Here is a 25826-nt window from a genome sequence, read left to right on the forward strand (position 1 = left end):
CATTAAATTGCCCTGGCCTCTAGTCTGTTTGCCAGTTTTTTTAAATTCACTAAAAGTTTTTTCTTTTTGGCCTTGTCCTTTCTATTAGTTTGATTCCTGGTAATGGTTAATTGGGAGAGCTTTTTTTCAGCTTGTTTGATAGATTCGTTGAGTTCAGCTATCTTTGCTTCATCTGATTCCTTTTCAAGGAGTTCTCTGTAAATATTAATGGCGCCTTTAAAATCGCCCTGTGCCATTAATATGTCCGCCATGGTCTTGGTTTTGAAATCTATCTCCTCTTTTACTTGATTATCTCCCTCTTCTCTGGTCCCTACCTTGTTATCCATGTCCTTTTTTTGGGCCTCTACTACTGTGTGCTCATCTATTGCTATATGTTCTCCTTTGAAAGATTGGTCACTATTTAAATAGTTGTATAGGGACTCACTTATATTAGAGGTAGTTCCATTTTTAAAAATTATACTTAAAAGAGATATTATCAACGCCAACTCATAATTTCCCTTGTTGGCAACAAGGTCTGCCCAATTCTTCCAAAAAGCGGAGTAGGTTGTCAAAAGGGAGTGAATTTTTTCAGTATGAAAATTTGCCTCTTTATTTTGTTTATTTTTTGAGAGGAGTTCAATTAAAAGGAGCCTGGCTTCAACATGGTCGGGGTTTTTTTCCAATCCCATTTTTAAAGTGGATATGCATCTATCTATATCTCCTTTTTCAAAATAGAGCTTTGCCAGTTGAAAAAAGAGTTTAGATGACGGCTCTTGTTCCAGTATCTCTTCAAAAAATTTTATCCTCTCATCTAGAATCATATTTTATTCCCATTATGTAAACTTTGGATTCAATTAGCCCTGATGTAGAGCAATTCACCTTTTTTCCCAAGGTGAAGTTTTTGTCTAATTATTTTTTCCTGAAACTCTGAATTATTTTTTATGAGCTGGATCTTTCTGCTTAGTTCAATGTTTTGTAAGTGGAGTTTTTTTATTTTTTTTCTGTATTCAGCTCTTATGTTTTTTAATTTTAATAAATTGGGAATTCCCATTGGGGAAAAAATAATTCTGTACAATAAAAATAGATTTAAAATTAGTAAAAAGATCGCTCCAACCTTTAATAGTTTCAAGCCAATACCTCAGTTTAGTTTTGTATGTATTTTAATTTGTTTAAATTTAATATACAGTTATTAATTTCCTGGCACAAATTCTTTGTCATGAATTCAATCTTTTCAAAGTCCTTATCTGAGATATCCATTTTATGGATATTTTTCCTGAATTTTTCTAAAAATAAAAATTCTTTTTCAAAATAGCTCGCTCCAATTATATTCCTAAAAATATTCTGAGTTTCAAGGATAAAGTCTATCCAATTTACAAGTTGTAATTTTATCTTTTTGTTATTCATTTTCCTTTACAAATCTCCATGGAGTTAAAAAATCCTTGTGTCTTTTAATGACATCTTGGATTAGGTTTTCTATATTTTCAGCGTCATCAAGTGAAATATATGAATTTATGCCCAAAATAAATTCCCTATTGGGATCAAATGTCTTTGAGTTTCTTCCCATTGCTATTACGTTTATTTGTCTTCTTAAATTACCTGGCCACAGATCTATTTCACTCAGAATTTTCAATGCCTCTTCATTATCAGAAAAAATTATCATATCATATCTATTTAAATTTATTTTTGCCAGGGCTTCCTCAATGTTAGAGGCAGTACTTATTATATAGTCTAAATCCTTTAATATTTTTTTTAGTTTGTCAAATAGTTCCTTTTGATCTAAAAATAAGAACGCGACTTTTGATCCAGGTGGATGCATCTCTGGTTCAATTGACGGCAAATTATAGGTCTTATCAACTCTATGTTCCGTGGGATTTGGTTCAGTATCCCTAACAATTTGGATTTTTTCTCCGCACCCAGGACATCTCACACTGAATTTTGCCACATTAGGGATTTTTTCATCTGGTATTTTAAATTTTTTATTACAGTTACCACAGTGTATATCCATACAAAATTCCTTTTGTTATTTCCCTGATATCCTTTTTTCATAATCTAGATCTAACTCTAGCCCATCTATATCTGTAACTTTCTCCCCTCTCTTAGCCTTTATTTTATCAATCATCTGTCCAAGTCTTGCTTTGTCTGAACCATTTAACATGGCTACTTCTTCTGTTATAATGCCATCTTCAAACAATTTTGCAATGTATTGATCAAAGGTTATCATACCATAGGTAGATCCAGATTCTATTATATTGTAGAATGTCTTTTCTCCTTCTTCTCCATTAACAATTAAGTCGCGCACTCTTATATTGTTTACCATAACTTCAAAAGCTGCTACCCTTCCCCCTTGTTTTTTGGGAAGAAGCCTTTGTGATACCACGTACTTTAGGCTCTCAGACAGACGACCCCTTATAAGTCTTTCTTCTGCAAGTTCAAACATTCCTATTATCCTGTTTACTGTTTGTCCAGCATCAGAAGTGTGCAGGGTCCCAAGAACCAGGTGACCAGTCTCTGAGGCCTCAAGGGCTATTTCTATGGTTTCTCTGTCTCTAATTTCGCCAACAAGGATTATTTTTGGGGCCTGACGAAGAGCAGCCCTTAGACCAGAGGCGAATGTATCAAAATCAATTCCAAGTTCCCTTTGATTTATAGTGGCCATTTTGTGTGGATGGATAAATTCTATTGGATCTTCAAGGGTAATAATGTGTTTTTTTTGGGTGGAATTTATATAGTCTATCAGAGCTGCCAGAGAGGTGGATTTACCTGTTCCTGTTGCACCTGTGACCAGAATAAGCCCAAATTTTTCCTTCGCCATCTCATAGAATATTTCAGGTAATCCCAACTCATGAATAGAAGGTGGCTCCATGGAAAGTTTTCTCATAACTATAGCCAGGGAACCCTTTTGATTGAATACGTTTACCCTAAATCTAGAACGACCCCTGAGCTCATATGATAAGTCGCATGAGCCGCTCTTTATTAGGTCCTGATAAAGTTTTATATTTCTATTGAGAAGGCATTCTACAATACAATCAATCTGCCACGGCTTTAGTTTGCCAGGGTCAGGTTCAACAGGTATGTCTGCTAGTTCTCCATCTACTTCTGCTTGTATTCTCTTTCCCACTGTGAATATTATATCAGATGTTTTAGGGGCAAAATCTAAAATTTGTCCAACCATGTGGTCCAATTGTGACCTCAACATAAATTACATCTCCAGGATTTTTAATTTCCATTTAGGCTTCAGTGAAATCCTTTGGCGGTTCTGCCAAAAATTGCCTAAATTTTTCTTTGTTTACTGCTTTGTTATATGCTTGCTCTGGATCAATAATTCCCTTTTCAAGTAGTTTCATAATTGCGTCATCTAACGATTGCATTCCATGTTTTCTTCCAGTCTCAATCATAGAGTTGATCTGAAATACCTTGTTTTCCCTAATTAAATTTCTAACAGCAGGAGTTGCAATTAAGATTTCCAGGGCAGCAACCCTACCTTTTTTGTCTATTCTCTTAAACAGATTTTGGGCTATTATTCCACGTAGAGAATCTGCTAAGGATGAACGGATCTGTCCCTGCATTTCAAATGGGAATACCTCAATAATTCTGTCAATTGTCTTTGATGCTGAAATAGTATGAAGGGTTCCAAACACCAGGTGACCAGTTTCAGCAGCCTCTAAGGCAAGGGCGATTGTCTCAAAATCCCTCATTTCACCTACTAGAATAATATCTGGATCTTCACGAAGGGCACCCCTTAGGGCTGCTTTAAAACTCCTAGTATCCCTACCCACTTCCCTTTGATTTATAAGACAATTAATGGGTTGGTGTACAAATTCAATTGGATCCTCAATGGTAAGAATGTGATCTTTTCTGTTTCTATTGGCGTAATCAATCATTGCAGCAAGTGTAGTTGATTTACCACTTCCAGTTGGACCAGTGACAAGTACCAGCCCTTTAGGTAACATTGTCAAATTTTTAAGGATAGGGGGAAGTCCCAATTCATCTATGGTCAAGATTTTTTGGGGAATTTCCCTAAAAACTGCTGCAATTCCCCTGCCTTGCAAAAAATAGTTTGCCCTATACCTTGCTAAATTGGGCACTTCATAGGCAAAATCAATATCTCCAGTCTCTTCGAATTCTTTTACCTTTGCCTCTGGGGTTATCTCATACAGCATCTTTTTTAACTCTTCGTGCTCCAGAACCTTATATTTTACTCTCTGGAGGTCTCCATGTAGTCGGATTATTGGTTGAGAGCCTGAAGAGAGGTGTAAATCAGATGCACCAACTTCGTGCATCATTTTGAAAAAAGCATCAATTTGTGCCATTTATTCCCCTCACTGGTTTTTAGCTTACTTCTTTTAAGAATTTATATGTGTAATTTACACCAGAGAACAGAGTTAATGCAAGTGCAATATAGAGAAAAATATTTCCCCAATATGATGGATTAAATCCTTTTATGGGATAATGAAAAATAAGGGGACTCAGTGCAATTATTTGAAACAGCGTCTTTAATTTCCCGTATTTGTCTGCTGCAATTACTATTCCCTTTTCTGAAGCAATTGCCCGAAGGCCTGTAACAGTCATTTCCCTGCCAATTATCAAAATAGAAATCCAGGCAGGTATCCATTTTAGGTATGTGAGCATAATTAAGGCGGACATAATGAGTAATTTGTCTGCAAGAGGGTCTAGAAATTTTCCCACGTTGCTAATTAAATTGTATCTCCTGGCCAAAAAACCATCTAAGAAATCAGTTATAGAAGCCAGCACAAACACCACAGTGGCCAATAAACAGGTAAGTCTGCTAGGGAAATAAAGCAAAAGAATTATAAAAGGAATAGCTAAAATCCTGAGTAATGTCATTTGATTTGCCTTGTTAATCATTAATTCCTCCATGAAATATAAATTTCTACTACTCTTCCCTGGATAACGCCATGGGATAGTTTTTCTTCTTTAGATTGCTATATAACTCTAAGACTTTTTTTACATATCTTTGTGTCTCTAGGTAAGGAGGAATCCCGTGATATTTTTTTACTGTGCCTGGTCCAGCATTATATGCAGCTACCACAAGTTCTATTTTGTGGAACATATCCATGAGTTTTCTCAAATACCTTATTCCACCTTCGATATTTTCTTCTGGATCAAAAGGAGAAAACACGTCCAGTTCCCTTTGAGTGATGGGAACAATCTGCATTAGGCCCTTGGCTCCCTTTTTAGATATTGCATTGGGATTAAAGTTGGATTCAACTGCAAGGATAGAATAGGCAAGGTTGTAGTCTACATTGTAAATTCTACAGTACCTTTTCAAGATCTTTTTTATTTGTTCTTTATCAATTAGGCTGTATTCTGAAATAAAGGGTTTGTATTTTGGATTAGTTGGGATATCTGTAAAGTGTAATACACCATTTTTGTCTTTATAAAAGTATATGGTTCCTGCATCTAAAAAAGTGGGTAAAAAAAATAAGAAAATAATGAGACAATAAAAAAGTCTTATCATTAATTTATCCCTTTAGTGCCTCCCTTTACCCATCCATATTTACCTACTAACTCCACAAATTGAGCAGGTCCCAGGTCCTTTTTTAGGTATTTCCCATCCTTTTTTAAGATCTTGATAAGGCGCTGTTTCCTCTGTACATCCCCAGTTGGGATAACCAGGATTCCAGGATCCTTTAGTTGTTCAAATAAAGGATATGGGATTTCAGGACCACCAGCAGTAACAATTATTCTGTCATATGGAGCAAATTCCTTCCAGCCTAAAGTTCCGTCGTCTAACTTCAGCTTCACATTAAAATATCTAAGTTTGGTGAGTAGGTTTAATGCCTTAATGTACAAGGGTTTTATACGTTCAACAGTGTAGACTTCTGCCCCCATCTCAGCAAGCACAGCTGCCTGATAGCCAGATCCTGTTCCAATTTCCAATACCTTCATGTTAGGCGATAATTCAAGTGCTTCAGTCATTTTTGCAACAATATACGGTTGTGATATTGTTTGACCATATCCTATTGGAAGTGATCCCCCTAAATATGCCCTGGCAGCTAGTGCCTCATCCACAAACTGATGTCTCTTTACTTTTAACATGGCTGAGATAACAGCAGGATCTTTGATTCCTCTGCCAATTACCTGCTCCTGTACCATTTTTTTTCTTCTCAGTCTAAAATCTAGGTGCATCTATCTAACCTGATCAGGACCTTATATCTTTTTTAATGGCTGTATTTTTCTCTTTGTTTTTTTAAGGCCTCTTCTTGTTCTTCAAAAGAAGAAAAACCAGCCTGGTGCAAGGCGTCTAAAACTGTCTGATCCCAGTTCCAATTAGAGTAGATTACAGGTTTATGTAATTTGTCCCTAAAGGATTCCAGTTCATTTCTATAGAATTGTTCCTTGGGGGTCTGTAAATTGTTATTTAGTTGCCTGCTGAGCCTGTTTATTTCCCCCTCATACCACTGGAGTATATCTGCTGCTGTGGTATTTTGTTTTATGATATGACCGTATCCTTCTTGTTTTAGAATATTACAAAGTCTCTCAAAGTGTTGTTGCTTTAGCCACTTGCCTAGATTCTTTAAAGGTATATTTTCCTGCTCAAGCTCAAACACGTCATATTTGGTCTGTGCATAGGTATCAGGAACAACAGAGGCTGATACTATCCCTGCAATACATACAAGTCCTCTAATTATTTTACTATTAGATACACCCTGGCCACAGAACCCCACTTTTTTCCCATATTTTTGGCCTGTTAAAATAGTGGTTAAAATTGCCCATACCACTGCTGGATCTTCTTCATCATATACCTTTCTAAGCCTGGGATTATCCCTATCTGTTCCCAATACAAGCTGGGTCATGTCGTTTGAACCAATGGAAAAACCGTCAAATTCCTTTATAAATTCCTTTGCGAGTATGGCATTACTTGGAATTTCTGACATCTGAATGATCTTTAAGCCATCTTCACCGCTCTTTAAGTTGTGGACGTGCTCAAGATACCTTTTCATGGACCTGGCCTCTTCTAAAGTCCTTACAAAGGGCAGCATTAAACAAAGATTTTTACCTCCATATGCCCCCCTGGCCAGTTTAAATGCTTCTATTTCCCAGTCATGTAGGTTTCTTGATACACCCCTATACCCCAACATGGGATTGTCTTCTATTTGTTCAAATAAAAGTCCGCCCACAAGGTTTCTGTACTCATTGGTTTTAAAGTCTGTGGTCCTGTAAATGATCTCCCTACCATAAAATGCCATGGCAAAAAGGGCCAGGCCCTGTGCCAGAGATTGTACATATAGTTCCTTGCCTGTCCTATAGCCTTTGCTTTTAATATGCTCTGATATCTTTTTAGGTAGATTTCTGACCTCATCCATTCTTTGTCCAAGTCCCACTTTTTGGGCAACATCTTCTCTGAGTCTTTTAATCCTTTCGATTACATGTCTTACTTCTGGGTCATCTTTTATCCTCTCATATTGGGAATTTATGTGCTCTTCTATTTCTTGTTTCTTTTGTCTATCTTCAGGGGAGTCCCCGAGGGTTAATAATTTGTCATAGTATCCCATGACATAGGCAATGTGTTCTTTTATGTCAGTTGATGTCTTTATCTCATTTAAATAATGGGTTGCATTCTCCAGATATGCATCCAATGCTCTGTCGCATTCCCTGATCTTTCTTTGAACAGCCAGCTCTTCCTCTCTTCCTGCTGTTACCCTACCACTAAGATCCTCGATTATATCAGTTAAGCCAGATATTATTCCAACATATTTTCTTAAATTTAGGTCAAAGGTGAGTATCCCAAGGTCCAGTTGTTCCTTTATTATCTTTGTGAGTTCGTTATCCAATTCCTTTAGTTTTTCTTCCACATAGACATTTAAAGTTCCATTGTCATATGCCTCAAGTGCCATTGGGTGGACCCCAATATTTCCAAGCATAAACTCAGCGCGCAAAAGTCCCACCTCAAAGTCTGGTGAATATCTTAGTCTGGATAGAAACATTGCCTGACCAACATCTGCCAGTATTAATCCTATTTTGGTCTTTGTGGGGGGAAGTTTGGATACATCCACTTCACCACCAACTTCTATTAAAGGAAGGGCGCCCCTATACACCTTTCCCCTGGAGCCATCCACTGTTACTTCTTGACCATCCAATGCCCTCAAAGACTCCACTTTGTTTATTCCAATAACTGAAGGGATTCCAAGTTCCCTTGATGTAATTGCCGCATGGGAAGTATCTCCACCTGCACTTGCAAGCACGGCAGACGCAATCCTCATTCCAGGTACCATATCAGGATCTGTCCTCTCAGCTGCGAGAATATCACCTTTGTTGATCTTATTTAACTCAAGGGCAGAGCGAAGGAACCTCACCTTACCACTTCCAGCTCCCCTAGATGCGCCATTTCCAGTTAAGAGTACCTCTGCATGTTCCAGGGCCTTGGGGTCAACCTCCAACCTTTTCATGTAGATTGTATAAGGATGCTTCTCAAATTCTATATTCCACCTTGTTTCAGGCCTTGCCTGGACAAACCAGAGTCTGTCCCATTCATCAATGCAGAACTCTGTATCCATTATGATTCCACCATAGGCCTTGCTAATGTTTCTAACACCCCTGGCTACCTCTTCTGCTTGTGCAAGGGATAGGGACCACTTGTATATTTCATCATCAGATACACTTACAACTACAGTTCCACTGCCATCTTCCTTGTATACAATTTTTTTGTCCTTCTTCCCCATCTGCCTGATAACCACTTCCTGCCCATCATCCCTTTGAAATACGTAGTATTTATCCGGGGTTACCATGCCTGAGACCACTGCCTCCCCAAGACCGTAGCTGGCATCGATTGATACTAAATCATTTCTGTCTGTACCTCTACAACCAGTAGCCGTATCTGCAGAAAATGCTGTACCAGATATAACTGGATTTATCATTCTCATTATGCAAACAGAGAGGGAAGTATTTTCAATAGCCCATTCTTTTTTGGCATTTTCTGCAATGGTATCGTCACCAGTCTTTTCAGCTAGATCCACAGCATCTAAAATTGCTTCTCTCCTATAGGTCATGGAGCGCAAGTTGTATGCAGATGCACAGTCCCATTGATATGCACGCACAACTTCTTCTTCTGAAGTTATGTTGAGGTAAGTGTCTTGAAGTCCTGCAAAGGCCTTTTTAGCGCTGTCTTCGCCTGCAGCAGAGGATCTAACTGCCACCCTTACATTTTCTTCTCCAACCTCTTTGCAGATGTCCCTATAGGCCTTGCGCACTGCCTCTTTTACCTCTTCTGGTAGATCAACTGACAAAATGGCAACCTGAACAAGAACTGAGCGTTTTCTTAGTTGATCTATTCCTTCAGGGGAGGTTGCAAAACCTTCAACCACATTATTTATAAATTTTCTGAGTTTGATTAACCTTTGTCCTTCCCTTTCTTGAAGCTTTTTTACCTTTTCTGCTGTTGATCTTACAAATTTTCTCAAAAATTCTGGATCACTGTTCACCTCAACACTGTTCCAATCTACCTGTTCATACTCTCGCTCAACAACCTCCCTGATCAAGGTTGCATTGACATTGGTTTCGTCCAGTAGTTTATGAAATGCCTTGGCTGAAATCGCCCTGAATTGGGGAGCCCTAATTCCGTCAATCTGGCTAATAATAGCGGTATTATAGTTTTTACCACCAACTAGATATTCACCTTGTTTTCCAAGCAAAACGATCTCGCTGCCACTTAGTACAAGCTTTTTTTCTAGCTCTTCTGTTGACACTACTACTTTTGTCTTTACCTGTTCTTTTAACTTTATATCCACACTGGGCATTCCCTTGTTTTCCTTTTGTTTTGCCATCATTTCCTCCTTAAATTACGTTATCCATTTCACATTTAATGTTTAACGCTAGATATGTGAGGCCACCAAATCCCCCATTTTTGAACACGATACAAGCTTAAGTCCCTCTGAATAAATGTCCTGTGTCCTGTACCCCTCGGAAAGGACTTGATTTACAGAACTTTCTATAGCTATGGCCTCTTGTTCCAGTGAAAAGGAATATCTGAACATCATTGCAAGTGAGAGAATGGTAGCAAGGGGATTGGCCTTATCCAGACCAGCAATATCAGGGGCTGATCCGTGTATAGGTTCATAGAGACCAGGCCCATTTGTCTTTTTAATGGATGCCGAAGGAAGCATTCCAATTGATCCTGTGATTATTGATGCTTCATCAGACAAAATGTCTCCAAAAAGATTTGATGTAACAATAACATCAAATTGTGAAGGATTTAACACAAGTTGCATGGCAGCATTATCCACATACATGTGCTGGAGATCAATATCTGGATATTCTCTTGCTACATCTTCTACAACTTCCCTCCAGAGTCTGGATACATCAAGCACATTGGCTTTGTCTACAGAACATACTTTTTTGTTCCTAACCCTTGCAATTTCAAAGGCTACCTTTGCAATCCGCCTGATCTCAGTCTCAGAGTATACCATTGTGTTATATCCAAATCTCTCCCCATCTCTTGTCTCAATTCCTTTGGGTTCTCCAAAATAGATTCCTCCAGTAAGTTCCCTTACAACTATTAGGTCAATACCTCTTTCAACTATCTCTGTTTTAAGACATGAGGCATTTTTTAATTCTTTGTAGACCTTGGCTGGCCTAAGATTTGCGAAAAGACCCATTGCCTTTCTTATCCCCAGCAAGCCTTTTTCAGGTCTAATACTGTGGTCCACATGATCCCACTTAGGGCCTCCAACTGCACCAAGTAATACTGCGTCTGATTTTAGACATACATCTATTGTTTTTTGAGGAAGTGGCTCTCCAAATTTATCAATAGCACACCCGCCAATTAGTGCATGTTTTGTTGTGATTTCATGGTTAAATTTTTGGGCTATTTTTTTTAATACCTTTTCTCCTTGCTCCACAATCTCTGGCCCAATGCCATCTCCTGGTAGGACGCAGATACTGATTTTCACCTTTAATTCCCCTTTATCTTGTTTTTTACATATTCAATAAGTCCGCCAACTTTTAGTAAATTTAACATAAAATCAGGCAACTTAGGAGTGTTTATTATTTGATTTTTGGTCAAATTCTGTAATTTCCCTTTGACTAGATTTACCAAAAGTTCATCGCCATCATCAATATTTTCCCACATATTTCCAATCTCAACCAAAGGAAGTCCCATGTTAAATGCATTTCGATAAAATATCCTGGCAAAACTGTGGGCAATAACAATGGGTATACCTGCGCCCAAGATAGCCAGGGGTGCATGCTCCCTTGATGAACCACACCCAAAATTAGGACCAGCTACTATAATGTCTCCTGGTGAGACCCTTTTTGTCCAATTGGGATCCAGCCCTGCCATACAGTGGTTGCCAAGCTCTTTTACATCAGTTGTCACTAAATAACGTGCAGGGATAATGGCATCAGTATCTATGTGGGCGCCTAACTTATGTACTTTGCCTCTAAACTCCATGACATACCTCTTTATTTTAAGTTCAACGTTCAAGGTTCAATGTTCAAAGTTTTAGGTACTCTTCACCCTTCTTTGCTGTGATCTATGTCTGTGGTCTGTGATCTGTAACTTCCACATACACTCACCTTTCACATACATCCTTCACCCTTCTCCCTACTCATAACCACTTCAGGATGGACAATCTCACCACAAATGGCACTTGCTGCTGCAACGTAAGGGTTGGACAGATAGACAAAACTGTCCAGGCTTCCCATCCTGCCCCTAAAGTTTCTGTTGGTGGTAGCCACAGCAACCTCACCTGAGGCCAGAATTCCCATATGACCACCAAGACATGGGCCACAGGTAGGTGGTCCTACAATGGCCTCTGCATCAAGAAAAATTTCTATAAGCCCTTCCTTTAGTGCCTGCTTATAAATCCCTGGCGTTGCCGGCAAAATGATCAGCCTTACCCCCTTTTTTACCTTTTTCCCCTTTAAAATTTCCGCTGCTTGTCTCAAGTCAGTTATCCTTCCATTTGTGCAGGAACCAATAACCACTTGATCAACTTGAACACCTTTTACCTCTTCAACTGGTTTGACATTTTCTGGTAGGTGGGGACAGGCTACTTGGGGAGATAACCTGTCCACTTCTATGGTTATTCTATCTTCATATTCTGCATCTTCATCTGGGAACAGAAGTTTATCTACTTTTTTGCCTCTACTTTCCTCGTATTTTTGGGTTATTTCATCAATGGGGAATAAGCCAACTTTTCCCCCAGCTTCTATGGCCATATTGGCTATGGTCATCCGCATTTCTACATTGAGCTGGCTTACGGCTTCACCTCCAAATTCTAGGGCTTTATAAAGTGCACCATCTACTCCAATTTTACCTATTAAATTCAAAACTATATCTTTTCCCTGAATGAATCTTGGCAACTTGCCCTTTAATTCAACAAAAATAGTTGGAGGGACCTTAAACCATGTCTCACCAAGGGCCATGGCAGCAGCTACATCAGTACTGCCAAGTCCAGTGGCAAAGGCTCCAAGACCTCCATATGTACAGGTGTGGCTGTCTGCACCAACAACTACGTCCATTGGCTCAACAAGACCAAGTTCAGGTAAGAGTGCGTGTTCAACCCCAACATCTCCCCCTTCAAAATAATTTACAACACCCATTTTTTTTGCAAATTCTCTAACTAGTTTTACCTGCTCTGCAGATGCTATGTCCTTGTTGGGGGTGAAGTGGTCGCAGACAAGGAGTACCTTTTCCCTATCAAATACAGCTTCAGCCCCCATTTTTTCAAAGGATTTTATTGCAAGAGGCGCAGTGATATCGTTTGCAAGCACCTTTGATATCTTGCACTGGATTATCTGGCCAACCTTAAAGTCTTTTTCTTCTGTATGTGGTTCCAAAATCTTTTGAACTAAACCCTTGCCCATACCTTTTCCTCCTGTTTCCGGGCGAGACGATTTAATGCGTTAATATATGCCTTTGCACTTGCCACAATAATATCTGGATCAGAGCCCCTCCCAATGGCTGTCTTGTTTCCCTCTTCCAATTTTACTGTTACTTCACCCTGGGCGTCTGTTCCCCCTGTGATTGCATTTATGGAAAATTTCAGCAATTTGGGGTGTCTTCCAATTAACTTGCTAATGGCATTAAATACTGCATCAACAGGCCCAACTCCAAATTCTGAAATTTGCTCATCAGTGCCATCTACTTCCATCTTTAGGGTAGCTGTTGGTATAGCCATGTTCCCTGATATGGAGCATAGATATTTTAGTTTGTATTTATCTGGAATCCTGAAGACCTCCTCCAATACAAGGGCTTCCAAGTCCTCTAAAAAGATCTGTTTTTTCTTGTCTGCTAAATTTTTAACTGCTTTGAATACCTGATCCAGTTGCTCTGGAGTCAGTCTGTAACCAAGGTTTTCCAACTGCTGTTTACAGGCATGGCGTCCTGAATGTTTACCCAGAACTAACTCTGATGGTGGTCTGCCTATGGACTCTGGAGTCATTATCTCATAGGTCAATCTATTTTGGAGTATGCCATGCTGGTGAATTCCTGCCTCGTGGGCAAAGGCATTTCCTCCAATTACGGCCTTATATGCTGGTATTGGCATACCAATTATCATGGAGAGTAGTCTGCAGGCTGGATAGAGGAGTTCCTTTTTTATATTGGTCTCAAAACCATAGTAGGAATTTCTAACATGAATGGCCATTACCACTTCTTCTAAGGCAGCATTTCCTGCCCTCTCCCCAATGCCGCATAAAGTCACTTCCACTTGCCTTGCCCCAGCCTTTACAGCAGCCAGGGTATTAGCAGTTGCCAGACCTAAATCATTGTGACAATGTACACTCAAAATGGCCTTATCAATATTTTGTACGTTTTTCTTAAGATATCTAATTAAGTCTCCAAATTCCTCTGGTTGGGCGTATCCCACTGTATCTGGAATATTTATTGTAGTGGCTCCAGCATCAATGGCTGTTTCAACCACTTTTACTAGAAAATCCCAATCTGAGCGAGAGGCATCTTCTGCGGAAAATTCAACATTATGGGTATATCCCCTTGCCCTGGACACCGCCTTTTTTACAGTTGTAATCACTTCTTCTCTACTCATCCCCAGTTTGTGTTGCATATGTATATCTGATGTGGCTAAAAATGTGTGAATTCTGGGATAACGAGCACCTTTTATGGCCTCCCACCCCCTATCAATATCTGCATCTGACGCCCTGCAAAGGGCTGCTACCTGGGCATTTTCAACAACCTTACAAATTTCTCTTACTGCTTCAAAATCTCCCTGGCTAGCTGCTGGAAATCCAGCTTCAATTACGTCAACTCCAAGAGTATCAAGTTGTCTTGCCAATCTCTTTTTTTCCTCTGTATTCATGGTTGCCCCTGGAGACTGCTCACCATCCCTGAGTGTTGTGTCAAAAATATATATTTTTTCAGCCATGTATTTTACCCCCTTTAATTGGATAAGCAGATAATCTTCTGATTTAAATTAAGAAAAGAGTTTTTAACTAGATCCATTGCTATTTTGATGGTTCTAAATCAACTTTTTACAGCTTCAGGCCTTTATCAACAAAAAACAATATTGGACTTTTTCTATCTTACATTAGGACTTGCGCTTTGCAAGTCCTCTAAGCAGTGGACGACCTTTGCTTAGTGGAAGATATAAATATGTATAAATTGGTCCATATAGAGTATAGAATAGGAAAAATAAAAAGGTAATTAAGTAAGGCTCTGACCCAACTAAAACAAACAGTAGTACAACTAGGACCGATGAGGTAAATGGCCTTGCCTTGAATAGACTCATGTCCTTAAACGAGTAGTACTTTACATTGCTGACCATTAGTAGTGCAAGGGAAAATGTGGAGGCCAGTGAGAATCCAGCTATGACCTTTTCTGAGAAAAGGTCATCAAAGGCTGCCCATTTTGAAAACAATATAAATGTTGCCAAAAAGCATGCAGCAGCAGGAATAGGGAGTCCCATAAAAAATTTTGGATCATATACATCCTTTCTCATGGCCATTAGGTTAAACCTTGCTAACCTAAGCGCCCCACATGCCAGAAAAAGAAAGGACATAGCAACTCCCAGTCTTCCAAAATAGTGCAATTTCCAGAGGTAGATGGTTATAGCTGGAGTTGCTCCAAAAGCAATTAGATCTGCCAGTGAATCCATCTGAATTCCAAAATCAGAACTTGCCTTTGTGAGTCTCGCCACTTTACCATCAAGGCCATCAAATACACAACTAATAAGTATGGCCACTGCAGCGTGATAGAATTTGTCTGAAATAGCCCATAGAATACCAAGAAAACCTGTAAACATACTGGCTGTGGTAAGTAGATTTGGAATGACGTAATAGCCTATTGGTATGCGTTTATTCTTTGTCATGATTAATTTCCTTCTTTTTTTGCTAAAATAGTTTGTCCAGCAATGACTTTTTCTCCCCTGGATACTATAATTTCATATCCTGGAGCAAGGTAAAGGTCAACCCGAGAACCAAATTTTATCATCCCAATCCTCTGTCCAATTGTAACTCTTTCTCCTTCTTTTATCCAGCATACGATGCGTCTTGCAATAAGACCTGCAATTTGCACAACGGTAAATTCCTGGTTGCCTGATGAAATTACAATTAAGTTTCTTTCATTTTTTTCAGATGATTTATCCAATGATGCATTGAAAAATCTGCCTGGAATGTATTTTATTTTTTTTACCTCTCCTGATACTGGGGATCTATTTACATGTACATTAAATACATTCATAAAAATAGAGATCCTGGTTTTTTCTAATCCATTTATTGGATCAGGAACCTTTTTTATATCTACAACTTTTCCATCAGCCGGGCTGATCACTATATTTTTACCATCTGGTGGATATCTCTCAGGATCACGGAAAAAATTCATAACAAAAAAAGTCAATATTAAAAATAATAGAGCCAGAATTCGAAAATTTATCAGTGCAAAGATTAAACTGCAAAAAACAAAAAAGAATATAAAAGGGATACCTTCTTTTACAATACCAAAAGAAAGACCAGTTAAAATATTTTTCATAACAATATCCTATTTGTTTCCAAAACCAGGTACATATAATTTTTTCTCAATCCATTTCAAAAACCACCCAGCAATGGTGACCATAATTAGATAGTAAAGACCCACAGCCAAAAATACTTCTGTAAATCTAAACGTCTTGGTAGCTATAATTTTTCCCTGGCCAGTTAATTCAATACATGTAATTATATAGGCAAGGGAAGAATATTTTATCAAATAAATAATTTCATTTCCACATCCTGGAAGTGCACGCCTCATGGCCTGGGGGAGAATAATGTTCATGAGACTGGATATTGACGAAAATCCAAGTGCTTGAGCAGCCATTATTTGACCTCTTTTTATGGATAGAAGGGCCCCCCGTATGTATTCAGAGTGATAGGCCCCACTACACAGTGTAAATCCCATTACCGCTGCCATATAAGGTGAGAGATATATACCTAAATTTGGTAGTCCAAAGTATAAAATAAATAGCTGTACCACCAAGGGTGTGCCTCTAAAGATGGTGGCATAAGATGATGCTATTTTAGCAAAAACACCTTTTCCATAAGCCCTCAATGTGCCAACAATAATTCCAATTAGTAGTCCACAAATAGCTGAGGGAAATATTAAAGATAGAGATACCAAAAGCCCTTTATTTAAAGCCGGTATTACCTCATTTACATAAAATGACGTGTCAAACAACTTAACAAACTCTCCTCATTTTAGGCAAGTTTTGAGCAAAAATCTAAGGTACGAGTCTTTTTATTTAGAAGATTTTCAGGTGTATCATGTTCTATAATTCTGCCTTGCTCCATAAATAGTATCTCCTTTGCAAGGCTCTTTACAAAGCTCATTTGATGGGTAGCCATTAGCATTGTCATTCCTGATTTACTTAAATTCTTAATCACTGCCAATACTTCCATAATTAATTCTGGATCAAGGGCTGATGTGGGTTCATCTAAGAGTAACACAACTGGATCCATTGCAAGGGCCCTAGCAATGGAGACCCTTTGTTTCTGACCTCCAGATAATTCTGCAGGGTAAAAATGGAGTTTGTCCCCAAGTCCTACCCTTTCCAACTCAAGTTGTGCCCTTTCATAAGCCTGGTGTTTAGGCAACTTTTTGACCTTTCTAAGGGCAATTGCCACGTTGTCTATTGCAGTTAAGTGATCAAAGAGGTTAAAGTCTTGAAAAATCATTCCAATTTGTTGTCTTAAATTGAGTATCTCTTTCTTTTTTTTAAATGAAACCTCTTTTCCATTTAAAATTATTTTTCCCTTATCAGGGATGTGTAGTAGATTGATACATTGGAGCAGAGTGGATTTACCACCACCTGATGGGCCGATTAGGACCTTTAAGTCCCCTTTTCCCAGGGAGAGAGAGACATCTTTTATTATTTCTTTGCCACCCAGGCTCTTGCTCAAATTCTCTATTTTTAACAAGGTACTATTATTTACTTTATCCATTATTATACAGTATATCCTGGGATTTTTAGTTTGTTTTCAAGTTGTTTTAAAAGGCAGACTCCAGCCCATGTGAGGATAAAATATATTACCCCTGCACAAATATACATTGCCAGTTGCTCATAGGTTCTAGAGGCCACAAAATGTGTCCTGGACATTATCTCTGAAGTCCCTAAGACAAATGCAATTGCTGAATCCTTTAATACAATAGAATATTCATTGGACCATCCAGGTAAAGAGATCCTGATTACCTGGGGGAGAATTATGTAAACTATACCCTGAAACTGTGTCATTCCCAGGGCCTTTGCTGCTTTTAGTTGTCCATCTGGAATGGACTGTATGCTTCCCCTGAAGATCTGGGACTGATAGGCTCCACCTCTAAATCCAAGGACAAGGACTGCTGACCAAAATGCCGAGATATTGAGATTTATTAGTGTGAATAGACCAAAATAAAATAAGAACAATAGTACTAAAACAGGAACTCCCCTAAAAAACCATACATAAGTATCTGCTAAAAATTTTAAAGGTTTATTCCCGTATACCTGGGCAAGGCTAAGAGGAAGTCCAATAAAGAAGCCAATGGTCATGGCCCCAACCACAATACCCACTGTAACAGCAGCTCCCCCAAGCACATATGGAAGACTTGATATGATTACCTCTATAGAGTGCAGCATTTTTCTTTTGTGCAAAGCAGGGGGCATCCCATTATTGTGCCCCCTGATCTTTATTTCTTATTGGCCTGGTTTGTATTTTTTAATTAGTTCTTGCCAATATGGATCTTTCATCAACATTTTAAGGCCAGTATTTAAAGTTTTTAAAAGTTCTTTGTCCTGTTTTCTAACTGCATATCCAAATCTTTCAGGGGGCATTCCAAATGTACCAAGTACTTTTACAGGTTTTTTTCTAGCTGCATCATAGGCAGGTGCATCGTCCATGGCAGCGGCATCGATCCTTCCATTTACCAGGTCTACTACTGCCAGGGGAGCAGAATCATAATATCTCAAAGTAAAATTCCAGCCATTTTTTTCTTTGTTTTTCTCCAGCCATTCTGCTTCAGAAGTTCCCCTTTGAACGCCTAAGATTTTTTCCCCTTTTAAAATATCATCAACTGTTAACTTGGAGTCCTTTTTCACAACCAATACCTGTTTGATTTCCCAGTATGGAATTGTAAAGTTAACTACTTTCTGCCTTTCAGGGGTGATACTCATACCTGCTGCAATCATATCTATTTTTTTTGCAATCAAATTGGGGATAATTCCATCCCAGTCCATGGGTTTGTGGACCACCTTAAATCCCATTTTTTTTGCAATCCAGTTTATTGCTTCTACATCAAAGCCAGTGGGATGTCCATTTTTATCCACATAGGAAAATGGCGGGAAATTGGCATCAATTCCATTGATATAAGTTTTTTTTCCTGCAAAGCTATAACCTGAGAAAAGGAAAAGCATGCCTACAGCAAAAGTCAAAATTTTTTTCATGACCGAGCCCCTCCGTTTTTTTTATTGGGTTTTTAAAATGTGTGAGAGCGCTTTATCTAACAAATAATTAAACTCTCATCAAGAAAAACATATCCCACCTGCTTGGGATGGCGAATCCTTTGGTATCTTATGAGTTTATTTAACAGGGTGGGCTATATTTATTTATTTTTTGAAAGCTTAGCCCATTTATCCCTGAGTGGGACAATTAAATTAAAAACCAGGTTATCCTTGGTTGAGTCTAAATCTACACAAAAATATCCCTTTCTCTCAAATTGAAATCTATCACCGGGGTTTACATTTTTTAGATCTGGCTCTAATTTGCAATCTTTTAATACCTTAAGGGAGTCTGGATTTATATATTCTTTAAAATCAATTCCCTTTTTCTCATTTTCGGTTGGATCTGGTTTTACAAATAGGCGATCAAACATCCTTATCTCAGCAGAAATTGCGTGTTTTGCTGATACCCAATGTAGAGTGGCCTTTACCTTTCTACCATCTTTTGCATCTCCTCCCCTGGTGTCTGGGTCATATGTACAGTGAATTTCAACTATATTTCCAGACTCATCTTTTTTTACATGAACACACTTGATAAAATAGGCGTATCTCAGTCTAACTTCCCTTCCAGGGGCAAGTCTATAAAATTTTTTAGGGGGATCTTCCATAAAGTCTTCTCGCTCAATAAATAGCTCTCGAGAAAATGGGACCTTTCTTGTGCCCTGGGATAGATCTTCTGGGTTGTTTATTGCATCTAGGTATTCTTCCCTATCCTCGGGATAATTTACTATTACAACCTTAATTGGGTCCAATACGCCCATCCGTCTTGGTGCTATTTTATTTAGATCTTCCCTTACTGCATATTCCAACAGACCCATGTCCACCATTGACTCACTTTTGCCAACTCCAATTAATTCACAAAATCTCCTGATGGATCTTGGTGTATACCCACGTCTCCTAAGACCTGCAATTGTTGGCATCCTGGGATCATCCCATCCACTGACAAATCCGTCTTCAACCAATTGGATAAGCTTTCTTTTGCTAAGGACTGTATAGGATAGATTCAGCCTTGCAAACTCTATTTGTTTTGGTTTTGGCTCGTTGTCTATTAACTCATTCACAAACCAATCATATAAGGGTCTGTGGTCTTCAAATTCCTGGGAACAAAGGGAATGGGTAATTTCTTCTATTGCGTCACTAAGACAATGGGCAAAGTCATAAGTTGGATATATGCACCATTTGTCCCTGGTTCTGTGGTGAAGAGGATTTTTTATGATTCTGTATATAACAGGGTCACGCATATTGATATTTGGGGATTTCATGTCAATTTTGGCCCTGAGGACCCTTGACCCTTCTTCAAATTCACCCTTTTTCATTCTATAAAAAAGGTCCAGATTTTCCTCTATGGATCTATTCCTGTATGGGCTATCTATTCCAGGTTCTGTTAATGTGCCCCTATATTTTTTGATTTCTTCTGCACTTAAGTCGCATACATATGCCTTTCCCTTTTTGATTAACTCCACTGCAAATTCAAATAATTTTTCAAAATAGTCAGATGCAAAATAGAGGTGATCTCCCCAGTCAAACCCAAGCCACCTAACATCTTCTTTTATGGCCTCAACATATATGTCATCTTCCTTTGCTGGATTTGTATCGTCAAATCTTAAGTGGCATATTCCTCCAAATTCTTGGGCAAGTCCAAAATTGAGACATATGGATTTTGCATGCCCAATGTGGAGGTATCCATTTGGTTCTGGAGGAAACCTTGTGACCACCTTTTCAATCTTTCCTTCCTTTAAATCCTGAATTATTATATTCTTAATGAAGTTTTTTGGAGTTTCGATTTCTTTTTTCATTTTGTGTCTCCTATTCTACTTGTGTGGGTATAAAAATATTTATAACAATTTTATTGTCATCTAGTTCTACAATTTCCATGTTACCATTTAACTCTTCTAAAAACTCAAATACGTCAACTGAATTTAATTCTTCTTTAATTTCATGGAAGTTTTTTAGGATTAGGTCTTGTTTGTAAACCTCAACTGACATACAAATAATTTTATTTCCAGATTCTTGCCTTGGGGTTTGGCCATTGCCTTTTAGAGAGATTTTTATTTCGCTTTTAAGTTTAAGAATGTTTTCTAATGCCTTTAATAAGGACAAACACAATAGATAAACTTGATAGGGATCTGCATATATCTCATCCCCTTGTTTGTTTATGTCTTCTATTACACTTAGCTCTCTTAATAGGTCTGATTTTTCAGAGCGCAATGTCTCCTTTAAAATTATGTGAAAGGGAAATCTTTGTTTTTCTAACCTCTCCCAATTGCGGCTAAAAACTGTCAGTTGTTCAACTAACATCCTGGCGGTGTCAGATGCCTTTAATATGAGATCTGCGTAACGACTTAGCTCTTCACTGTTTTTTGTTTTAAATTTTAAAAGCTCTGTATATCCAATTATTGCTCCAAGTAGATTATTAAAATCATGTGCAATTCCAGCTGCAAAGATCCTTAAGCTCTTTATCTTTCTGGATTGGTCCACTTCTTTTTTTAGTCTAAATTTTTGCAATGCAAGGTGAAGCGTATTTAAAACAGCATCCTTATGAAAAGGATATACAACATATCCATATTTTTTTAATGCTTTGCTTTTTACTTCATTGCCAATTTTTTTTGAAAATATGTATACCACAGGTGCATGAAGACAGATATCCTTTATGGAGTTTGCATCTTCTAATTCCCAGTCAAGGAGTATGACGTCAACTTGATTTTGACTGGCAAACTCCACGGACTTGCTTATTGAAATGATTGAAAAGTTATCTTCCTTGTTAAAAATAGTTGATATATCAGATATAATGGACTTATTCCTTGTAACAACAACTACCTTATAATTATTATTTTTCATTTTCTCCCCCAAAGGATGAAAAAAGACGTTTCAAAAAGACAGTTGCATATGCTCCTTTGTCCATAAAAAATTCAATTTTCCAGACATAAGGGGTTATTTTTTTCCATTTATATATTTGGGGTACTACAATTGCTTGTCTCATAGTGGATTTAAATACAGCACCTTTAACTCTCGTTCTAAAGGCGTTTATGCATTTTATCCCCTCATCCCTCAAGACACTATTATAAGCTTCTTGAATATTAGCGTCTAACAAAATTTTAGGGCCAGGTAAAGGGATGTAATGTCCGTGAAGCTTATTAAAAGCCTTTTGAGTTAAAGATTCATAAAAATAGATGTCAAAAACATCTCCATCTATTTTATTTAAGGGGATATCAAAGGATTGTAAGAGAGTTATTAAGACCTTATTCCAGATATATGATTGATACACGTTGCATTGAAAAAATAAGAACTCCCTGTGGATTAGGGATAATGCCCTTTTACAATTTGAATTTGAGAGTTTACCTGATGAGAGGGTTTCAATGACCTTCCTTTCCCAGGATAAAGGTGATAGCTGGATACATTCTGAGAAATTTCCCCATTTCTTTTTTAGGCACTCTCTGAATTTTTTTGTTTTTGAAGATTCTTTGTGGCTTGAGTGGACTAAAATAGTATAAAGTGCATTTTTATATCTTTTTAAAATGAGCTCCTTAGCAAAAAAGACTTTGTTTTTACTTACAGACGAGAATCTCTGGTCATCGTAGTAATTTGGTATGCCAAACTTTTTTATTAATTCAATTTGTTGGAGAAACTTTTTTTCAGGAACATTTTTTGAGACCTTTATTTTTACAATAAATTTGTTACCCTTAAGGTCAGCCCTTGTTATAGGTCTGTCTATTTGTCCCAGATATTTTAAAAGGTAATTTTTCCCACGAATATCCTTTTTAGGACCATGAAATATAGTGATGTGTTGAGATGTTATAGCGTGTCTGTCTTTTAATCCTGCATATGAAATCTCGTTTCCTTTTCTCCTCAGCCTTTTTTTTAAGTCTTCAATTACATCCCAGGTGTTGGTTCTCCATTTTTTTAAAAGATACACCCCAAATTCACCTGAGACTTTCGTACAAAAATCAACAACTTCCTCTACCTGAAAGTCCTCAGGGGAATTTTTTATGGATATTTTAATATTTCTTAAAGGAATTTTCATACTATTAACTATTTGAATAGGAATTAATTATATATTGACTTAATCCAGGTTTATGAAAACCTGAATTAAAGAGTTGAAAGATAGCGGTATTTGTTTTGTTTAGGCGTGTCAAGTAAATAAAAAAACAAAAAATCTCTGTCCCAGGACTGGCTCTGGAAAGGTCAGAAAAAATTGGGTGTAGTTTAGAAAATCACAATTAACTATCCCTTAACTCCATTTATCAATCAGTACCCCGCTCATCTCTTCCATTCTTTTTGCAATTTTAAGCATTTCTTCTGGTGGAATTTGTCTTATCACTTTTCCAGTTTCTTTGTTAATAACTTTTACTATAACTTTTCCAAGGTTCTTGTCCAACTCAAAGTCCAGTTGAATGCCTATTTGAGCAAGGACTTCATTTGTAGCATCTTTAATTTTTTTTAAATCATCTTCACTTAGCTTCTGGATAAGACTCTTTTTATCTCTTTTGTTAAGCAGATCTTCATCTGTTGATATTTGTGTAACTTCAGAATCCCTTTGTGAAGATTGTAATTTCTTCTCTAAAATCCTCTGACTTTCGCTTAGGTTATCTAAATCAATCTTAATTTCATCTGTTTTTTGTCTTTTTGTATCCCTTTGTTTGTATTCCTGGATGTTTAAATCCTTATCTTTTACTTCTACTGGAGGGGTTTGATCTATTTTTATTTGTTCTGTCATGGCAAACCTCTTATCCTTTTAAATTATTCCACATATCAATATAAGAATTTAGTTGTTCCTGGATAGATTTATATTTTAGTACCACTTCTTCGAGGTTAGAGTATTTTTTAACCATTTGTTCTTCGTAGTTTTGTAGGTCTTCCTGTGCTTGTTGGTACTCATCATTGAGGTCATCAATTTTGTCTTGTATAGATCTTATGGTTTTTGTTATAATACCTGAGGCGGTATCTGTGTAAGAAGATAGGGCGTTTTTCAGTCTTGTGGCAATTCCATTATCTCCTGTAAAGAGGGCAGAGACATCATCTGGGTGTGAGATTAAGGCATCTGTTAATGTAGTTTCATTAACTTCAATGGTGCCATCGTCTTTAAACTCAATGCCTATTTGAGATAGGTATTGATATGCATTGTCACCTGTTCCCGGTACTATTCCTGATAGGATAGACCTTATGTTATTTTGAGCAGTTCTGGCAATAGAGTCTCCGAGAAGTGCACCTGCTTCTTTGGACTCCAGGTCATAAGATGCATTTTCATCCATAAATTGATCAAAGTTGTTATATGCATCAATTAATTTTTGGATGTTGGAGGTTATGGTATCTGTATCCAGTGTTACTGTAATAGTTGCAGATCCTGTATTTTGTATATTTATGGTAAGTCCATCAATTATATCATCTATTTCATTTGAGGACCTTGTATAATCTACCCCATCAACATTTATTGAAGCATCCTCTCCAGCCTGTGCATCTTCCTGCTCTGTGGCACCAGTTGTAAACAGATTACCAGATAGAGTAACTCCTGTGGTTGTACCACTACTATCAGTGGTGATCTGGTTTTGTCCTGTACCTGTATTTTCAGAAAGAAGGCTGAGGACATACTGGGGAGAGTCAGATGTGCCTATATTGGTTACAGAAGCATATACTCCATTATTATCATTTGATATTTCATTAGCAAGATCAGTTAGTGTAGTGTTGGAATCAGTGGTATAAGAATATAGAGTTCCATTATGATAAAAAGATAGAGTAACTCCATCTTCAATTAGAGTGACATTATCTGGTTCAGGGATTCCTTGAGTTACGCCAGTTGCAGGATCACCATCATCCACCCCAATTATAAGGTGATGGGCCTTAGCAACATGATTTATAGTTAAGGAGTAAGTTCCAGTATGTGCAGAATTAGAAACAGTTACAGAAGCTACATCTTCATCAGAAGAAGAAGCCGATTTGGTGAGGAAAGAAGAGGAGGTATCTATATTATCAGCTGCCTGATACAGATCAACGAGTTTGGAACTAAGGGAGGTATAGTTGTCTTTTCTTGTCTGCTCGCTCTGTATGTCTTGCTCAATGGGAGTGAGTAGTTGCAATTGCTTTACATGTACCAGTTGATCCACTATGTCATCTGGTAAGCCACTGGGCCTACCATTGGGATATGCATTGTATATGGAGCCAAGGCTCATAAATCCTCCCTTAACTGGTGGAGTTTTTTAATTCCTTTGCGGCCTCTGAAAATCCATCATAGAGTTTTTGCATTATCTCCTCAATGTCTTTCAAAGAGTCAAAATCTTCTTCCACCCCAATCCTTGCCATCTCTTTTATCATAAAACCATAGAGCTTTTCTAACTGATTAACAAGTTCTTTATCTCCATGTTCCCTGTCCAGTGTGGCATGGAGTTCTGTTATAATTGCCATTGCCCTGGACCTGAAGTCTCTGGCCCTTGCTTTTTCTCCCTTTGTCCAGAGTTCTCTTGCCTGCTTTAAAAATCTTATCCCCCCTTCAAAGAGTTTTAAAAGGATATCTTCCCTGGAGGCAGATTCAATGGAACTTTTTTGATATGCAAATGCAGCATCTTTAACCATACTTTCAAATCTCCTTGTGATTTTGTTTATGGTGGCTTAAAAAATAGAAATGTGTCGTTGCTAATTTTATTTCAGGATGTAACAAAAGGGGGATTTTCGTCAACTATTTTTTTGAACAAGGGGGCCCAGGGCCCCCTTTATAATTAGAGTCCTCCGAGGAGCTGTAGTGCAATTGCCGGGTTCTGATTGGCCTGTGCAAGCATTGCAGCAGCTGCCTGACGTTTAATGTTGTTTTGTGTAAGCTCTGCTGCCTCTTTTGCAACATCTGCATCCAAGACTCTGGAGTTTGCATCCACCAGTTTTTGTACGTAATTATTTAAGTTATTGATTGTTGACTCAAATCTGTTTTGAGTAGCACCTATCTTT

At 37.9% G+C, this 25826-nt stretch carries 27 protein-coding genes; all 27 read right to left on the reverse strand.

The genetic code is table 11. The features are described 5' to 3' along the window. Window positions 1–2 precede the first annotated feature (2 nt). Window positions 3–800 carry a tetratricopeptide repeat protein gene (locus tag ACYQ0O_RS00895; protein ID WP_459889761.1) on the reverse strand — a complete coding sequence of 266 codons (798 nt, stop codon included), beginning with the start codon at window positions 798–800 and terminating at the stop codon, window positions 3–5. Between the two features lie 29 nt (window positions 801–829). Next, window positions 830–1108 carry a septum formation initiator family protein gene (locus ACYQ0O_RS00900; protein WP_459889763.1) on the reverse strand — a complete coding sequence of 93 codons (279 nt, stop codon included), beginning with the start codon at window positions 1106–1108 and terminating at the stop codon, window positions 830–832. 14 nt (window positions 1109–1122) lie between these two features. After that, window positions 1123–1383 carry a hypothetical protein gene (locus tag ACYQ0O_RS00905; protein WP_075067809.1) on the reverse strand — a complete coding sequence of 87 codons (261 nt, stop codon included), beginning with the start codon at window positions 1381–1383 and terminating at the stop codon, window positions 1123–1125. Further along, entirely contained in the window at window positions 1376–1984 is a 609-nt protein-coding gene (locus ACYQ0O_RS00910) for a zinc-ribbon domain-containing protein (RefSeq protein WP_459889766.1), read from the reverse strand. The genes ACYQ0O_RS00905 and ACYQ0O_RS00910 overlap by 8 nt, the downstream gene beginning before the upstream one ends. A 15-nt stretch (window positions 1985–1999) precedes the next feature. Next, the gene (locus ACYQ0O_RS00915) at window positions 2000–3175 is read right to left on the reverse strand and encodes a type IV pilus twitching motility protein PilT (protein ID WP_459889768.1); all 1176 of its coding nucleotides are present in this window, start codon (window positions 3173–3175) and stop codon (window positions 2000–2002) included. Between the two features lie 31 nt (window positions 3176–3206). Then, on the reverse strand, window positions 3207–4289 hold the full coding sequence (locus ACYQ0O_RS00920; protein WP_459889770.1) for a type IV pilus twitching motility protein PilT: 1083 nt from the start codon (window positions 4287–4289) through the stop codon (window positions 3207–3209). 19 nt (window positions 4290–4308) lie between these two features. Further along, the gene (gene pgsA / locus ACYQ0O_RS00925; RefSeq protein ID WP_459889772.1) at window positions 4309–4845 is read right to left on the reverse strand and encodes a CDP-diacylglycerol--glycerol-3-phosphate 3-phosphatidyltransferase; all 537 of its coding nucleotides are present in this window, start codon (window positions 4843–4845) and stop codon (window positions 4309–4311) included. 28 nt (window positions 4846–4873) lie between these two features. Continuing rightward, on the reverse strand, window positions 4874–5458 hold the full coding sequence (locus tag ACYQ0O_RS00930; RefSeq protein WP_459889774.1) for a lytic transglycosylase domain-containing protein: 585 nt from the start codon (window positions 5456–5458) through the stop codon (window positions 4874–4876). After that, window positions 5458–6129 (reverse strand): protein-L-isoaspartate(D-aspartate) O-methyltransferase, encoded by a 672-nt coding sequence (locus ACYQ0O_RS00935; RefSeq protein ID WP_459889776.1) that lies wholly within the window; start codon window positions 6127–6129, stop codon window positions 5458–5460. Before ACYQ0O_RS00935 ends, ACYQ0O_RS00930 begins: the two co-directional genes overlap by 1 nt. A 32-nt stretch (window positions 6130–6161) precedes the next feature. After that, window positions 6162–9764: a PEP/pyruvate-binding domain-containing protein gene (locus tag ACYQ0O_RS00940; RefSeq protein WP_459889778.1), complete on the reverse strand. Its 3603-nt coding sequence runs from the start codon at window positions 9762–9764 to the stop codon at window positions 6162–6164. 48 nt (window positions 9765–9812) lie between these two features. Then, on the reverse strand, window positions 9813–10889 hold the full coding sequence (leuB, locus tag ACYQ0O_RS00945; RefSeq protein ID WP_459889780.1) for a 3-isopropylmalate dehydrogenase: 1077 nt from the start codon (window positions 10887–10889) through the stop codon (window positions 9813–9815). A 2-nt stretch (window positions 10890–10891) separates the two neighbouring features. Next, complete coding sequence (locus tag ACYQ0O_RS00950; protein ID WP_459889782.1) at window positions 10892–11389, reverse strand: 3-isopropylmalate dehydratase small subunit; 498 nt, start codon at window positions 11387–11389, stop codon at window positions 10892–10894. Window positions 11390–11517: 128 nt separating this feature from the next. Beyond that, the gene (gene leuC / locus ACYQ0O_RS00955) at window positions 11518–12807 is read right to left on the reverse strand and encodes a 3-isopropylmalate dehydratase large subunit (protein ID WP_459889784.1); all 1290 of its coding nucleotides are present in this window, start codon (window positions 12805–12807) and stop codon (window positions 11518–11520) included. Continuing rightward, window positions 12792–14324, reverse strand: a complete 1533-nt coding sequence (locus ACYQ0O_RS00960) for a 2-isopropylmalate synthase (protein WP_459889786.1) — start codon at window positions 14322–14324, stop codon at window positions 12792–12794. The genes leuC and ACYQ0O_RS00960 overlap by 16 nt, the downstream gene beginning before the upstream one ends. Window positions 14325–14486: 162 nt before the next feature. Then, the gene (pssA, locus tag ACYQ0O_RS00965; RefSeq protein WP_459889788.1) at window positions 14487–15266 is read right to left on the reverse strand and encodes a CDP-diacylglycerol--serine O-phosphatidyltransferase; all 780 of its coding nucleotides are present in this window, start codon (window positions 15264–15266) and stop codon (window positions 14487–14489) included. Window positions 15267–15268: 2 nt separating this feature from the next. Next, window positions 15269–15925, reverse strand: coding sequence for a phosphatidylserine decarboxylase family protein (locus ACYQ0O_RS00970; protein WP_459889790.1), 657 nt, complete (start codon window positions 15923–15925; stop codon window positions 15269–15271). A 9-nt stretch (window positions 15926–15934) separates the two neighbouring features. Next, complete coding sequence (locus ACYQ0O_RS00975; RefSeq protein ID WP_075067805.1) at window positions 15935–16603, reverse strand: amino acid ABC transporter permease; 669 nt, start codon at window positions 16601–16603, stop codon at window positions 15935–15937. A gap of 20 nt (window positions 16604–16623) precedes the next feature. Continuing rightward, window positions 16624–17367: an amino acid ABC transporter ATP-binding protein gene (locus ACYQ0O_RS00980; RefSeq protein ID WP_459889792.1), complete on the reverse strand. Its 744-nt coding sequence runs from the start codon at window positions 17365–17367 to the stop codon at window positions 16624–16626. 2 nt (window positions 17368–17369) lie between these two features. Then, on the reverse strand, window positions 17370–18038 hold the full coding sequence (locus ACYQ0O_RS00985; protein WP_459889794.1) for an amino acid ABC transporter permease: 669 nt from the start codon (window positions 18036–18038) through the stop codon (window positions 17370–17372). Window positions 18039–18095: 57 nt separating this feature from the next. Continuing rightward, the gene (locus ACYQ0O_RS00990) at window positions 18096–18842 is read right to left on the reverse strand and encodes an ABC transporter substrate-binding protein (RefSeq protein ID WP_459889796.1); all 747 of its coding nucleotides are present in this window, start codon (window positions 18840–18842) and stop codon (window positions 18096–18098) included. Between the two features lie 158 nt (window positions 18843–19000). Beyond that, window positions 19001–20692 (reverse strand): glutamine--tRNA ligase/YqeY domain fusion protein, encoded by a 1692-nt coding sequence (locus ACYQ0O_RS00995; protein ID WP_459889798.1) that lies wholly within the window; start codon window positions 20690–20692, stop codon window positions 19001–19003. Between the two features lie 10 nt (window positions 20693–20702). Further along, the gene (locus ACYQ0O_RS01000; protein WP_459889800.1) at window positions 20703–21734 is read right to left on the reverse strand and encodes a histidine kinase dimerization/phospho-acceptor domain-containing protein; all 1032 of its coding nucleotides are present in this window, start codon (window positions 21732–21734) and stop codon (window positions 20703–20705) included. Beyond that, window positions 21724–22917 carry a tRNA pseudouridine(13) synthase TruD gene (truD, locus tag ACYQ0O_RS01005; RefSeq protein WP_459889802.1) on the reverse strand — a complete coding sequence of 398 codons (1194 nt, stop codon included), beginning with the start codon at window positions 22915–22917 and terminating at the stop codon, window positions 21724–21726. Before truD ends, ACYQ0O_RS01000 begins: the two co-directional genes overlap by 11 nt. A gap of 207 nt (window positions 22918–23124) precedes the next feature. Beyond that, window positions 23125–23610, reverse strand: a complete 486-nt coding sequence (locus tag ACYQ0O_RS01010) for a flagellar protein FlaG (RefSeq protein WP_459889804.1) — start codon at window positions 23608–23610, stop codon at window positions 23125–23127. Between the two features lie 10 nt (window positions 23611–23620). Further along, window positions 23621–25060 (reverse strand): flagellar filament capping protein FliD, encoded by a 1440-nt coding sequence (fliD, locus tag ACYQ0O_RS01015; protein ID WP_459889806.1) that lies wholly within the window; start codon window positions 25058–25060, stop codon window positions 23621–23623. A 10-nt stretch (window positions 25061–25070) separates the two neighbouring features. Beyond that, window positions 25071–25460 (reverse strand): flagellar export chaperone FliS, encoded by a 390-nt coding sequence (gene fliS, locus ACYQ0O_RS01020; protein WP_459889808.1) that lies wholly within the window; start codon window positions 25458–25460, stop codon window positions 25071–25073. Between the two features lie 143 nt (window positions 25461–25603). Next, window positions 25604–25826: flagellin (locus ACYQ0O_RS01025; RefSeq protein ID WP_459889810.1), on the reverse strand; the 223-nt coding region annotated here is incomplete at its 5' end.

The sequence above is a fragment of the Desulfothermus okinawensis JCM 13304 genome, assembly GCF_054654515.1.

Coding starts and splice junctions, on each gene's coding strand:
- truD (WP_459889802.1), bottom strand. CDS start 22,917: ATGAAAATTCCTTTAAGAAATATTAAAATATCCATAAAAAATTCCCCT.
- fliD (WP_459889806.1), bottom strand. CDS start 25,060: ATGAGCCTTGGCTCCATATACAATGCATATCCCAATGGTAGGCCCAGT.
- pgsA (WP_459889772.1), bottom strand. CDS start 4,845: ATGATTAACAAGGCAAATCAAATGACATTACTCAGGATTTTAGCTATT.
- ACYQ0O_RS00915 (WP_459889768.1), bottom strand. CDS start 3,175: ATGTTGAGGTCACAATTGGACCACATGGTTGGACAAATTTTAGATTTT.
- pssA (WP_459889788.1), bottom strand. CDS start 15,266: ATGACAAAGAATAAACGCATACCAATAGGCTATTACGTCATTCCAAAT.
- ACYQ0O_RS00930 (WP_459889774.1), bottom strand. CDS start 5,458: ATGATAAGACTTTTTTATTGTCTCATTATTTTCTTATTTTTTTTACCC.
- ACYQ0O_RS01010 (WP_459889804.1), bottom strand. CDS start 23,610: ATGACAGAACAAATAAAAATAGATCAAACCCCTCCAGTAGAAGTAAAA.
- ACYQ0O_RS00995 (WP_459889798.1), bottom strand. CDS start 20,692: ATGAAAAAAGAAATCGAAACTCCAAAAAACTTCATTAAGAATATAATA.
- ACYQ0O_RS00920 (WP_459889770.1), bottom strand. CDS start 4,289: ATGGCACAAATTGATGCTTTTTTCAAAATGATGCACGAAGTTGGTGCA.
- ACYQ0O_RS00910 (WP_459889766.1), bottom strand. CDS start 1,984: ATGGATATACACTGTGGTAACTGTAATAAAAAATTTAAAATACCAGAT.
- ACYQ0O_RS00980 (WP_459889792.1), bottom strand. CDS start 17,367: ATGGATAAAGTAAATAATAGTACCTTGTTAAAAATAGAGAATTTGAGC.
- ACYQ0O_RS01000 (WP_459889800.1), bottom strand. CDS start 21,734: ATGAAAAATAATAATTATAAGGTAGTTGTTGTTACAAGGAATAAGTCC.
- ACYQ0O_RS00935 (WP_459889776.1), bottom strand. CDS start 6,129: ATGCACCTAGATTTTAGACTGAGAAGAAAAAAAATGGTACAGGAGCAG.
- ACYQ0O_RS00905 (WP_075067809.1), bottom strand. CDS start 1,383: ATGAATAACAAAAAGATAAAATTACAACTTGTAAATTGGATAGACTTT.
- fliS (WP_459889808.1), bottom strand. CDS start 25,460: ATGGTTAAAGATGCTGCATTTGCATATCAAAAAAGTTCCATTGAATCT.
- ACYQ0O_RS00990 (WP_459889796.1), bottom strand. CDS start 18,842: ATGAAAAAAATTTTGACTTTTGCTGTAGGCATGCTTTTCCTTTTCTCA.
- ACYQ0O_RS00895 (WP_459889761.1), bottom strand. CDS start 800: ATGATTCTAGATGAGAGGATAAAATTTTTTGAAGAGATACTGGAACAA.
- ACYQ0O_RS00940 (WP_459889778.1), bottom strand. CDS start 9,764: ATGGCAAAACAAAAGGAAAACAAGGGAATGCCCAGTGTGGATATAAAG.
- ACYQ0O_RS00970 (WP_459889790.1), bottom strand. CDS start 15,925: ATGAAAAATATTTTAACTGGTCTTTCTTTTGGTATTGTAAAAGAAGGT.
- leuC (WP_459889784.1), bottom strand. CDS start 12,807: ATGGGCAAGGGTTTAGTTCAAAAGATTTTGGAACCACATACAGAAGAA.
- ACYQ0O_RS00960 (WP_459889786.1), bottom strand. CDS start 14,324: ATGGCTGAAAAAATATATATTTTTGACACAACACTCAGGGATGGTGAG.
- ACYQ0O_RS00950 (WP_459889782.1), bottom strand. CDS start 11,389: ATGGAGTTTAGAGGCAAAGTACATAAGTTAGGCGCCCACATAGATACT.
- ACYQ0O_RS00985 (WP_459889794.1), bottom strand. CDS start 18,038: ATGCTGCACTCTATAGAGGTAATCATATCAAGTCTTCCATATGTGCTT.